10 protein-coding genes are annotated in these 12,062 nt (G+C 75.6%); 4 read left to right on the top strand and 6 right to left on the bottom strand.

Annotated features, from left to right (window positions below; translation table 11 throughout):
- Window positions 1-50: 50 nt before the first annotated feature.
- Together ACZ5HG_RS16155 and ACZ5HG_RS16150 are read right to left on the bottom strand one after the other, a co-directional pair.
- The gene (locus ACZ5HG_RS16155; RefSeq protein WP_464178157.1) at window positions 51-1,751 is read right to left on the bottom strand and encodes a DNA repair helicase XPB; all 1,701 of its coding nucleotides are present in this window, start codon (window positions 1,749-1,751) and stop codon (window positions 51-53) included.
- 31 nt (window positions 1,752-1,782) lie between these two features.
- Window positions 1,783-4,173: a helicase-associated domain-containing protein gene (locus ACZ5HG_RS16150; protein WP_464178155.1), complete on the bottom strand. Its 2,391-nt coding sequence runs from the start codon at window positions 4,171-4,173 to the stop codon at window positions 1,783-1,785.
- 46 nt (window positions 4,174-4,219) lie between these two features.
- Between ACZ5HG_RS16150 and ACZ5HG_RS16145 the strand changes: the two genes are divergently transcribed.
- A complete protein-coding gene (locus ACZ5HG_RS16145) occupies window positions 4,220-5,611 on the top strand; it encodes an MFS transporter (protein ID WP_464178153.1) in 1,392 nt (463 codons plus the stop codon).
- Complete coding sequence (locus ACZ5HG_RS16140) at window positions 5,611-6,825, top strand: M20 metallopeptidase family protein (protein WP_464178151.1); 1,215 nt, start codon at window positions 5,611-5,613, stop codon at window positions 6,823-6,825. Before ACZ5HG_RS16145 ends, ACZ5HG_RS16140 begins: the two co-directional genes overlap by 1 nt.
- A 13-nt stretch (window positions 6,826-6,838) precedes the next feature.
- Here ACZ5HG_RS16140 and ACZ5HG_RS16135 read toward each other — a convergent pair whose 3' ends face one another.
- Genes ACZ5HG_RS16135 through ACZ5HG_RS16120 form a run of 4 tightly spaced genes read right to left on the bottom strand, consistent with a single transcriptional unit; the run spans window position 6,839 to window position 10,054 of the window.
- Complete coding sequence (locus ACZ5HG_RS16135) at window positions 6,839-7,417, bottom strand: hypothetical protein (protein WP_464178148.1); 579 nt, start codon at window positions 7,415-7,417, stop codon at window positions 6,839-6,841.
- Window positions 7,414-7,980 carry a hypothetical protein gene (locus ACZ5HG_RS16130; protein WP_464178146.1) on the bottom strand — a complete coding sequence of 189 codons (567 nt, stop codon included), beginning with the start codon at window positions 7,978-7,980 and terminating at the stop codon, window positions 7,414-7,416. Before ACZ5HG_RS16130 ends, ACZ5HG_RS16135 begins: the two co-directional genes overlap by 4 nt.
- Window positions 7,977-9,761 carry an alpha/beta hydrolase gene (locus ACZ5HG_RS16125; RefSeq protein WP_464182191.1) on the bottom strand — a complete coding sequence of 595 codons (1,785 nt, stop codon included), beginning with the start codon at window positions 9,759-9,761 and terminating at the stop codon, window positions 7,977-7,979. Before ACZ5HG_RS16125 ends, ACZ5HG_RS16130 begins: the two co-directional genes overlap by 4 nt.
- A gap of 5 nt (window positions 9,762-9,766) precedes the next feature.
- A complete protein-coding gene (locus tag ACZ5HG_RS16120; protein WP_464178144.1) occupies window positions 9,767-10,054 on the bottom strand; it encodes a hypothetical protein in 288 nt (95 codons plus the stop codon).
- Window positions 10,055-10,252: 198 nt separating this feature from the next.
- On the opposite strand from ACZ5HG_RS16120, the gene ACZ5HG_RS16115 reads away from it, so the two are divergent.
- Window positions 10,253-11,536, top strand: coding sequence for an EAL and HDOD domain-containing protein (locus ACZ5HG_RS16115; RefSeq protein ID WP_464178142.1), 1,284 nt, complete (start codon window positions 10,253-10,255; stop codon window positions 11,534-11,536).
- A 142-nt stretch (window positions 11,537-11,678) separates the two neighbouring features.
- The gene (locus tag ACZ5HG_RS16110; RefSeq protein ID WP_464178140.1) at window positions 11,679-12,062 is read left to right on the top strand and encodes a cold-shock protein; all 384 of its coding nucleotides are present in this window, start codon (window positions 11,679-11,681) and stop codon (window positions 12,060-12,062) included.

The following is a 12,062-nucleotide window of genomic DNA, read 5'->3' as shown; positions in this document are numbered from 1 at the left end:
CTCGCAACGACCCGGCGCCCCCGGTGGTTCCCACCAGCGGCTCGACCGGCTCAGGCGCCCGCCGGGTCCTCGCTCCTGCGGTCCAGGTCCTCCGCGTCGACGATCCGGTAGGCGTAGCCCTGCTCGGCCAGGAAGCGCTGCCGGTGCTGGGCGAAGTCCTGGTCGACGGTGTCCCGCGCGATCACCGCGTAGAAGTGCGCGGTGCGGCCGTCGCCCTTGGGGCGCAGCAGGCGGCCGAGGCGCTGGGCCTCCTCCTGCCGGGAGCCGAAGGAGCCGGACACCTGGATCGCCACGGACGCCTCGGGCAGGTCGATCGAGAAGTTCGCGACCTTGCTGACCACCAGGGTGGTGATCTCGCCGTGACGGAACGCGTCGAACAGCCGCTGGCGCTCCGGCACCGAGGTCGAGCCGGTGATCACCGGGGCGCCGATGTCGTCGGCGAGCTCCTCGAGCTGGTCGATGTACTGCCCGATCACCAGGGTCGGCTCCCCGGCGTGCTGCGCGACCAGGCGGCGGACCACCTGCGACTTGCCGGGGGCGCTCGCGGCCAGCCGGTACTTGTCCTCCGGCTCGGCTGTGGCGTAGATCATCCGGTCGCGGTCGGGCAGCGTCAGGCGCACCTCGACGCAGTCGGCCGGCGCGATGTAGCCCTGCGCCTCGATGTCCTTCCACGGGGCGTCGTAGCGCTTGGGGCCGATCAGGCTGAACACCTCGTCCTCGCGGCCGTCCTCGCGGACCAGCGTCGCGGTGAGGCCGAGCCGGCGGCGGGCCTGGAGGTCGGCGGTCATCCGGAAGATCGGCGCCGGCAGCAGGTGCACCTCGTCGTAGAGGATCAGGCCCCAGTCGCGGGCGTCCAGCAGCTCCAGGTGCGGGTACTCGCCCTTCCGGCGCAGCGTCAGCACCTGGTACGTGGCGATGGTGACGGGGCGGATCTCCTTGCGGGCACCGGAGTACTCGCCGATCTCGTCCTCGGTCAGCGTGGTGCGGCGCAGCAGCTCGTCGCGCCACTGCCGGGCGGACACGGTGTTGGTCACCAGGATCAGCGTCGTGGTCTTCGACCGGGCCATCGCCGCCGCGCCGACCAGCGTCTTGCCGGCGCCGCAGGGCAGCACGACCACGCCGGAGCCGCCGTGCCAGAACCCGTCGGCGGCCTCCGCCTGGTACGGGCGCAGCGTCCACGGGCGCGGGGTGCCGTCGGGGGCCGGGTCGGACTCGCCGGAGGTGTCCAGGTCGATCGGGTGCGCCTCGCCGTCCACGTAGCCGGCGAGGTCCTCGGCGGGCCAGCCGAGCTTGAGCAGCGCCTGCTTGAGCGTGCCGCGCTGCGAGGGGTGCACCACCACGTCGGTGGAGTCGATCCGCTCGCCCACCAGGCCGGCGGTGCGCTTGGAGCGCAGCACCTCGGCCAGCACGGCGGCGTCCAGGGCGTGCAGCACCAGCCCGTGCACCGGGTGCGCGACGAGCTGCAGCCGGCCGTAGCGGGACATGGTCTCGGCGACGTCCACCAGCAGGGCGTGCGGCACCGGGTAGCGGGAGTACTCGAGCAGCGTGTCGACCACCTGCTCGGCGTCGTGGCCGGCGGCGCGGGCGTTCCACAGGCCGAGCGGGGTCAGCCGGTAGGTGTGCACGTGCTCGGGGGCGCGCTCCAGCTCCGCGAAGGGGGCGATGGCGCGGCGGCACGCCTCCGCGCGGTCGTGGTCCACCTCGAGCAGCAGGGTCTTGTCGCTCTGGACGATCAGCGGTCCGTCGGTCATGCGCAGTCCGTTCGCAGCGGGTGGGTGGGGGTCAGGCGGTGGTGGGGGCGACCGAGGCGATCCGGTGCGCCGCGACGACGAGCTCGGCGTCCCGGGCGGTGTCGACCACGCGCACCCGGCCGCCGTCGACCCGCAGCGGGCGGACCCGGCGGCGTTCCAGGGCTCCGCGCGGGCCGACCATCTCCAACCACACCTCCGCGTGCTCGGCGGCCGCCTCGCGCAGCAGCCCCAACGCCTCGCCGGGGTCGGCTGTTCCCGCGCTCCGGCGCGCGGGGGCCGCGGGTGCGGTGGTGGTGGGCTCCGGGGTGCCGGCGGGATCGGGGAGGCGGGAGCGGGTCACCGCGCCGTCGCGCGCCTGCTCGGCGCGGCGCAGCACCCCGACCAGCGCGGCGGCCCGGTCGGCCGGCGGCACCGGGCCCCGCCCGCGATCCTCGGCGGCACGGGACCGCTCGGCGGACCGGCCGGTGCGGGACGAGCGGGTCGCGACCACCCGGCGCACGGTCGGCGCGGCGTGCAGCACCCGGCCGTCCGGGGTCTCGGCGACCGGCGCGAGCCCGTGCGCGCGCAGCGCCGCGAGCAGGTCGGGCAGCGGTGCCTGCGCGGCCAGCACGGTCGGCGCGAGCCGGACCAGGCCCAGGCCGGCGTGCCGCGGGTCCTCGGCCAGCCCGGCGAGCAGCGCCGGGTCCTCGGTGCGCACGTAGGAGGAGATGCTGCCGCCGCGCAGCCGGCCGTGCCGCCGCGCCGCGTCCCGCACCAGGTACTCCAGCGGCTGCGGCACCCCGCCGCGCGCGTGCCGGCCCAGGTCGGCCAGCAGGTCGTCGGCGCTCGACCCGGCGTCCAGGGCGTCGCGCACCGACTCCGGGGTGAACCGCACGGTCACCGCGCCGCCGCGCGACTCCACCCGGGCGCTCGCGTCCAGCAGGCGTTCCAGGTCCTCGGTCGGGCGGCCCGGGACGATGCCGGTCAGATCGGCCTGGAGCAGCAGGTCGTCCACCGCGGGCGGCAGCGCGGCGGCGAGGGCGGCGGCCACCGGCTCCTCGTCGGCCGGCGTCGATCCCGGCACCTCCGGCGCGCCGTCGGCCACGGTGCTCAGCAGCGCCCGGCCTGCGGAGCCGAGCGCGCCGGCGCCGAGCAGCCCCAGCCAGCCGGCCTCGCGCAGCACGGCGGCGACCGCGTCGGCGGGCGGCAGCGCCCGCGGGGTGCGCCAGGCGAGCACGGCGAGCACGTCCGCCTCGGTGGGGGCGGCGCCGGGCTCCATCTCGGCGAGCACGGACAGCACCGAGCGGCGCAGCCTCGGCGCCCACGGCCGGGCCACCTCGGCGCCCAGGGCCGCGCGCACGACGTTCCGCTCGTCGCGAGCGCCGATCAGCCAGGCCGCGCGCGGGGTGGCCGCCCACCAGCCGACCAGCCGGGCCCAGCGGTGCGGCAGGTCGAGGGCGGCCCACTCGTCGGCGGCGGTGGTCGGCACGTAGCCGGGCTGCTCCTCGCCGTCGTCCCGGACCAGCCCGCCGACCCCCGCCAGCTCGACGACCAGCGCGGCCTCGGCCTCGGCGACCTCGAGCACCTGGGCGGCGCGGCGCAGGTCCCGCACGCCCAGGCCGCCCGCGCGCAGCACCGCCGGCGGCGTGCGCTCCCAGGAGCGGACCAGCCCGGCGACCAGGCGGACCGCGCGCTCGGCGGCGGTGGCCTGCTCGGCCTGCACCAGCACCTCGGTCCGGCGCGCGATCTCGGCACCGGCCGGTCGGCGCGCGGGGGAGCGGTGGGTGCGGCCGTCCCGCAGCGCCAGGGCGACCGGGCGGGGCAGCAGCACGTGGCGCGCGTCCGGCCGTGCCAGCAGGCCGCGCGCCACCAGGTCCTCGACGGCGGCGGCGCCCGCGCCCTGCTCCGGCGGCAGGCCGACCGGCGGCCCCCAGGCCAGGGCGTCCAGCACCGCGCGGCCGGCGGGGGAGGTGGCGGCCAGCGCCGCGGTGACGTCGTCGGGGCCCTCGGCGGCGGAACCGGCGGCCAGGCCGGCGGTGTACGGCCCGAGCAGCTCGGCCAGCCCCGGCGCGGGACGCAGGTCGGGATCGGCGGCCCGTCCCGACGGCTGGAGCAGGGCGAGCGCGGTGGCGGTGCCGAGGGCGTCCTTCACCGCGGCGACCTCGGCGCGCCCGGTGGCGCCGACCGCCGTCGCGACCGCGCGGGCACGCACCCCGGTCGCGGGCTCGGCACCGTCCAGCAGCGCCACCACGGACTCGACGGCCTGGAGCACCGCGGCGTCGCAGGTGGCCAGCGCCCGCTCGAGGCTCGGCCGGCTGGTGGCGCGCGCCGCCAGGGACGTCAGCGTGGCCGGCGAGGGGTGCGCGAGGTCCGGCCGCCGGAGCAGCAGGTCCACCAGCTCCTCGTCCGACCTGCCGCGCAGGTGCTCGCTGAAGGTGGCCATCCGCACCACGATACGTGCCCCGGTGCCCGCCCGACGCACGGTCGTCATGCCGACGACACACGTCTGGGCCACGATGTGCCAGGTCACACCCGCCGCCGGCGGGTGGGCACCGGCCGGATCGCAGGAGGTCGCCGTGGCGAAGGTGCGCACCAGGGTCGTCGTGGCCAGCACGGCCGGGATCTTCGTGGAGTCGCTGGACTGGACGATCTACGGGCTGCTCGCGCCGTACTTCGCCGGTCAGGTGTTCCCCGGCGACGACCCGGTGACCCAGGTGCTCGGCGCCTACGTGGTGTTCGCGGCGGGCTTCGTCGCCCGACCGGTGGGCTCGTTCCTGATGGGCCGGATCACCGACACCCGGGGCCGGCGCGCCGGCCTGCTGATCTCGGTGGCGCTGATCGCCGTCGGCTCCGCGCTGATCGCGCTGGCCCCGACCTACGCGGTGGCCGGGCCGTGGGCGGCGGTGGTCGTCGTCGCGGCGCGGCTGCTCCAGGGGATCGCGATGGGCGGCGAGGTGGCGACCGCCGCGACCTACGTGGTGGAGGTGGCACCGCCCGAGCGCCGGCACCGCTACGGCGCCTTCGCGTACTCCGGCGACGCCCTCGGCACCCTCGCCGCGACCGTGGTGCTCGCCGTGCTGATCGGGGTGCTCGGCGTGGACGGGGTGGAGGGCGGCGGCTGGCGGATCGCCTTCGCCGTCGCGTCGCTGTGCGGGCTGATCGCGCTGTGGATCCGCCGGGGCGTGCCGGAGTCCGAGGTCTTCCAGCGGGCGCAGGCCGCCGGCGCCGAGCCCGCGCCGACCCTGGTCCGCCGCCACCTCGGGCGGATGCTGCTGGCGTTCATGCTGACCATCGGCTCGACCATGGGCGTGTACTTCGGCAGCGTGTACCTGCCCGAGTTCGCCGTGCACACCGGGCACTACACCGAGGGGGCAGCGACCAGTCAGCACACCGTGGCGCTGGTCTGCCTGCTGCTCGCGATGATCACCTCCGGCTTCCTCGCCGACCGGGTGGGACCGCTGCCGATGATCCGGATCGGCTTCACCGCCGCCGCGGTGCTGGTGGTGCCGCTCATGCTCGGCGTCGCCGCCGGGGTGGTGCCCTACCTCGTCGCCGCCCCGCTGTTCACGATCTGCATCGGCCTCCAGCTCGGCGTGACACCGGTCGCCGGGGCGCGGCTGTTCCCGGTGCCGATCCGGGCGGTGGCGCTCGGGGTGCCCGCCGGCGCCGCCATCGCGGTCTTCGGCGGTACGTTCCTGTTCGTGGCGGAGTGGCTGATCTCGCACGACGCGCTCCGGCTGGTGCCGGTGTACGCCGCGATCGGCCTGACGATCTCCGCCGTGGGTTCCTGGCTGGTCTCCGAGCGGCTGATGTACCCCGTCGACACCATGGTCGGCACCCGCGCGGAGAGCAGCGTCCTGTCCACCACCCCGGAGGCGTGATGCTCGACCCCACCGTCCTCGCCGGCCTGCGCGCCGACGCCCAGGCCCAGCTGCCCGAGGTCGTGGCCCTGCGCCACGCCCTGCACCGCACCCCCGAGCTCGGGCTCGACCTGCCGCGCACCCAGCGGCTGGTCCTCGACGCGCTCGCCCCGCTCGACCTCGAGGTCAGCACCGGCACCGCCCTCACCTCCGTGGTGGCCGTGCTGCGCGGTGCCCGCCCCGGACCGGCGGTGCTGCTGCGCGGCGACATGGACGCGCTGCCGGTCACCGAGGACAGCGGCGAGGAGTTCAGCAGCGAGAACCCCGGCGTCATGCACGCCTGCGGGCACGACCTGCACGTCGCCGGCCTGGTCGGCGCCGCCCGGCTGCTCGCCGCCCGGCGGGACGAGATCGCGGGATCCGTCGTGCTGATGTTCCAGCCCGGCGAGGAGGGCGACCACGGCGCGAAGATCATGATCGACGAGGGCGTGCTGGACGCCGCCGGTGACCGGGTGGTCGCCGCCTACGGGCTGCACGTGATGTCGTCGATCCTGCCCGCGGGCCTGGTCACCAGCCGGCCCGGCACCATGCTCGCCGCGGCGGACACCGTCCACGTCACCGTGCACGGGCGCGGCGGCCACGGCTCCATGCCGCACCTCGCGCAGGACCCGGTGCCGGTCGCCGCCGAGATCGTGCTCGCGCTCCAGGCGATGGTCACCCGGCAGTTCGACGCCTTCGACCCGGTGGTCGTCACCGTCGGCAAGATCGAGGCCGGCACCACCGACAACGTCATCCCCGCCACCGCCCGGCTCGAGGCCACCGTGCGCTCGTTCTCCGAGGCCGTGCACACCGTGGTGCCCGAGCGGCTGACCCGGGTCTGCGAGGGGATCGCCGCCGCCCACGGGCTCACCGTCACCGTCGAGTACGAGCGCGGCTACCCGGTCACCGTCAACACCCCCGACGAGGTGGTCCGCGCCGCCGGTCTGACCCGGGGGCTGTTCGGCGAGCAGGCCTACTACCCGGCGCCGCAGCCGATCTCCGGCGCGGAGGACTTCTCCTACGTGCTCCAGGAGGTGCCCGGCACCTACCTCGGCCTCGGCGCCACCCCCGTCGGCACCGACCCCGCCACCGCCGCGTACAACCACTCGCCGCAGGCCCGGTTCGCCGACGAGGCGCTCGCGGTCGGGCCGGCGGTGCTCGCGGCGCTGGCGCTGGACCGGCTCGCCGAGGGATGACGGGCGGGGCGCGTCACGGGGGTGTGGGGGTCGGCGTGGGGGTGGGTGTAGTCCAGTCGAGCATCCGCTCGGGGGCGCGCACGCAGGGGGAGTAGACGGTGATCTCGACGTCCGGCGCTCTGACGGCCGACACCTCGCTGTCGGACTGGATCGCCATCCCGACGCCGTCACGGGAGAGGGAGATCCTGACCAGGCCGTCGTTCTCGGTGGGCCGGCCGGCGTGCCACCCCTCGGCCTCGAGCGCGTCGACCAGCGCCGCGGCGAGGGTGGCGGTCTCGCGCGGCGGGGCGATCTCCACGTCCCGCAGCGAGGACCACTGGATCTCGGTCGGGCTGACCGCGTGCCAGGTGATCGACCCCGAGCAGTCGAACCAGCTCTCGCCGGTGAAGCCGCCGTCGACCTCGGTCAGCGTCAGGTCCGGGTGGAGGTCGAGCAGCAGGGTCACCGTCTGGTCGGCGAGGGTGACGGTCTCGTGCCAGGTCCGGTCCACGAGCGCGCGTCGCTCGCGTTCGACGGTCTCGGCGCAGCCGGTCAGCAGCAGCGCGACGGCTGTCGCGGCGGCACCGGCCCGGATCGCGTGCCGCCGGGTCACGACGGCGAACCGGCGGGCGTGGGCGTGGGGGTGGCCCAGTCGAGCATCCGCTCGGGGGCGCGCACGCAGGGAGACAAGACGAGGATCCGGACGGTCGGGAGCCGGTCGGTCGGCGTCTCGGTGGTGGACAGCAGGGTGATCCCGTAGGAGTCGCGGAAAAGGCCGTTCCGGTGCCCGCCCTCGTGCGACCTCGCCTCTCCCTGTTCCCATCCCTGGGCCACGAACCACTCGGCGAGGTCGTCGGCGAGGCTGGCAGTCTCGCGTGACGGATCCACCTGGACGTCCCGACGCGAGGACCACATGATCTCGGTCGGGCTGACCGCGTTCCCGGTGATCGATCCGGAGCAGTCCGACCAGTCCTCGCCGGTGAAGTCGCCGTGGACCTCGGCCAGCGTCAGCTCCGGGTGCAGGTCGAGCAGCGCGGACACTGCCTGGTCGGCGAGGGTGACGGTCTCGCGCCAGGTCCGGTCCACGAGGGCGCGCCGCTCCCGCTCGACGGTCTCGGCGCACCCGGTCAGCAGTGCGAGCGTCAGGACGAGGGCGGTGGCGAGGGTGCGCCTCACGGGATGTCCCGGCGTTCGGGCTCGAAGCCGGGGTTGTCCATCGGGTTGTCCGAGAAGGTGCCGTACGGGGTCGTGGTGATCTCCGGCGCTGCGAGGAGCGTGACCTCGCCGCCGGTCATCACCGCCAGCATGTTCTTCCACGCGGTCGAGCCACGGGTGAAGACGTCCCCGTGCGCGTCGATCCCGAAGAGGAGCCCGGATCCGGTGTCCCCGTCCTTCACCAGGCCGGTCTCCAGCCGGGTGACGCCGGGGAAGGTGTCCGGGTCGGCGCCGTGCCCGATGCCCTGCACGTGCACCCCCTGGGTGGCGGCGATCGGGTCGCCCGGCGCGGTCATGGAGTACCGCGGGGTGTCCGGGTAGGGCAGGTCCTCCGGGGTGAACACGCTGGCCCCGATCCCGGCGGACTCCACGTGCAGGATCCGGTCCACCCGCATCCCGGAGGCCTCCGCGACCCCGACGATCGACCCGCCGTAGGAGTGCCCGACCACCGTCACCGTGGCGCCGGGCGCGTGGTCGATGCCCGCGGCGAAGCGGGCCAGCCGCGGGCCGATCTGGTCGGCGAAGCTGTTCCGGGTCGAGTCCAGCAGCAGGTGCTCCGGCATCTCCCCGCCGATGAACGTGATCACCGCCAGGTGGTCGTCTTCACCCGCACCTTTGACGAATCCCTGCGCCCGCTCGAACGTCCCGTCGTCCGGCCCCACGTGCGCCCCCGTCCCCGGCACCAGCACCCCCACGCTGGTCGCGGTCGCGAGGTCGCCGACGACCTCGGCGTACCGCCCGCCGGCGGGGTCGAAGAGCACGACCTGCCGGGGTGGGTCCGCCGCCAGCACGGCCTGGTACCAGTCCGACTGCGTGCGCGACTCCTTCTGCGCGACGTCCAGCTTGTCCCACCGGCTCCACAGCTCGCCGATCTCGGTCTCCAGTGCGGGGTAGCTCCTCCCGGAGGCCCGGAGCGCGGCGACCTGCCGTTCGAGGTCGCGCTTCTGCTCCTCGAGGGTGGCGTGCCGTCGCAGCTCCGCCGCGATCTCGGCGCTGATCGCCAGCCGGTTGGCCCGGATCCGCACCGGGTAGGGCACGCCGTCGAGATCGGCGATCCGCGCCCACTCCCGCTCCAGCATCGTCTCCTGCGCCCCGGGTGTCAGCGACGCCCACCAGGCGGCGACCTCGGCCGCGGTGCCGGACCGGGGGACCCCGCTCAGCAGCACGCCGTCCACCAGTGCGTGGTCGGTGGCGTCGGTGACGGAGCCGTCCGCAGCGGCCTCCCAGGCGACGCGCAGCGCGTGCGCGGCGTCGGCGTCCGCCTCGTCGGCGGCCAGCAGTGCCTGGCGGGCGCAGGCCTGGACGTGCTCGGCGGTCTCGACCTGCACGATCCGGGTGCGGTGCGCGTCCGCCACGACGTGCTCGGGGGCGTCCTGCGGCAGCAGGCGCGGGGGTGGTGGCAGCACGGTGCCGTCGTCGCACAGGGTCAGCCCGGCGTGCACGGCGTCCTCCTCGGCGCGGGCGAGCAGGGCCTGGGCGGCGAGGAGCGCGTCGCAGGCGACGAGCAGCACCCGGCGGACCAGGTGCAGGGTGTCGACCATCCGCTCCCCGGTGCTGACGTGCGCCCCCAGCCGGGTCCGGGCGGCGTCGGCGGCGGCCCCGGACCAGATCTCCGGCAGCTCGCGCCGGACGCGCTGCGCCTCGCCGGTCGCCTCGTCCACCTGGGAGCGCAGCCGCACCACGCCCGCGGCCTGCTCCTCCAGCACCGCCGGCCGCCAGCCCCGCAGCCGCGCGACCGTCATGCCGCTCACACCGCCACCTGCTCGAAGCGGGTGCGGGTGCGCCGGTCGGCCTCGTCGTAGCCCGCGGCGCAGGCGCGGGCGGTGTCCGCCCAGGCGGTGAGGTCCCGGCGCCAGCGGTGCAGGTGGTCGCCGAGCACGTCGGCCAGCGCGCCGGTCGCCTCGGCGATCCGTGAGCGGCCGAGCGCCACCGCCGTCGCGTCGCGCACCTCCTCGAGCAGGGCCGGCGCGACCTCGCGCTCGACGGTGTCGATGCCTCCTGCCAGGGCGACCAGCCGGTCCGTACGCACGTCCATGGAGGCACCATAGCTACGGATAAGTAGCATCCGAGACGGATCTGCGCGAAAGCGCGCACGAGGGGGCGTGCCGATCGTCCGTGTTCGTCCCGTCTCACCCGGGTATGACCCCTCAGGTCAGCACGCTTCCTGCCGATATCGAGTTCGGCGCACCAGGTGGGTGCGTCAGCCGCGGGCGCGCCGACCGGAGGGGACCGCATGGCCGGGATCACGGCCGGGCACCTGCCCGGTGCCACGCACGAGGTGTGCGTGGCGCGCCAGGGCATCTACGACGTGCTGAGCCGTCCGATCGGCCACGAGCTGCTGTTCCGGGCCTCCGCCGACGCGCAGGAGTCCGGCGTCCGCCCCGGGATCGACGACAACCGCGCCACCGCGACCGTGATCGTGGCGACGCTCACCGAGTTCGGCGTCGAGGACCTGGCCGGCAACGGCGACCTGTTCGTCAACGTGCCGCGCTCGTTCATCGTCGACGAGCTGCCGGTCGCGCTCGACCCGCACCGCGTGGTGCTCGAGGTGCTGGAGCACGTCCCGGCGGACGAGCAGGTGGTCGCCGGGATCGAGCGGCTGCGCACCCTCGGCTTCGGGATCGCCCTGGACGACTTCGTGCCCGGCGACGCCCGCTGGTCGCTGCTGCGGCTGTGCGACTACGTCAAGGTCGACATGGCCGACCTCGGCGAGCGGCTGGCGTCCTTCGCCGCCGAGCTGCGCGAGGCCGCCCCGCACGCCGCGCTGGTGGCCGAGCACGTGGAGGACGAGGAGGCGTTCCTCGCCGCGCAGGACGCCGGCTTCGACCTGTTCCAGGGCTACCACTTCCGCCGGCCGACCGTGCTCACCCGGCCCGCGCTGGCGCACCACGCGATGGTCGCCGGCCGACTGCTGGTGCAGCTCGGCGACCCGCAGGTGTCCTACCGCCGGCTGGCCCGGCTGACCGCCGCCGACCCGGCCATCGCGCTCAAGGTGTTCCGGATCGTCAACTCCGTCTCCGGCGCGGGACGCACCGTGCGCAACCTGCACCAGGCGCTGGTGCTGCTGGGCCGCGAGCGGTTCCGCGCGATGCTCGTGCTGGAGGTGCTGGCCACCGCCGGGCACCACGACGACGAGATCCCGCTGATGGCGCTGGCCCGCACCCGTGCCGCCGAGATCCTGGCCCCGCAGGACCCGCTGGAGGCGTCCACCGAGGCGCTGGTGCGGATCGTGTCCGGGCTGCTGGACGTGCCGGTGGCCGACCTCGACCCCGAGCTGCACCGGTCGCGGCCCAGCCAGCGGGTGGTCGCCGCCTGCGACGTGCTGGACGCCTACCTCGACGCGATCACCGCCGAGGCCGTGCCGGTGATCCGCGAGCCGTTCTCCGCGCTGCACGTCTCGCTGGTCTACCTGACCGCGCTGCGCGAGGCGCGGGCGCTGCTCGCGACGGTCTACCAGCCGGTGCCCCGGCTCCAGGCGCTGCCCGGCGGGCTGGACGAGCAGGCCGCGTTCGGCTGACGGCGCAGCGCCGAGGGCCGCGGCGGGCCGCCCCGACCGGTAGCCTTGTCCGGTAGACGTGCCCCGGGCACGCGGAGCCGCGACCCCCACCGGGTGCGCCGGCCCCGTGGCCCGGATCCCGACGAGACCCCAGGGGATCGCAGTGCCCACCGGCAAGGTCAAGTGGTTCGACACCGATCGCGGCTTCGGCTTCATCGCCGCCGACGACGGCACCGAGGTCTTCCTGCACGCGTCCGCGCTGCCCGACGGGATCGGCACGCCGAAGCCCGGCACCCGGGTGGACTTCGGCGTGGCCGACGGCCGCCGCGGCCCCCAGGCGCTCCAGGTCAAGCTGCTCGACCCGGTGCCGACGGTCGTGCGCGCCGCCCGCAAGCCCGCCGACGACATGGCCGTGATCGTCGAGGACCTGATCAAGGTGCTCGACCGGGTCGGCAACGACCTGCGCCGTGGCCGTCACCCCGAGAAGCAGCGCGCCACCCAGGTCGCCACGCTGCTGCGGGCCGTCGCCGACGACCTCGAGGCCTGA

This window comes from Cellulomonas sp. GTC20042 (assembly GCF_055389595.1).
The sequence above is the reverse complement of the archived record's forward strand: the minus strand, read 5'-3'. Positions and strand labels throughout refer to the sequence as shown.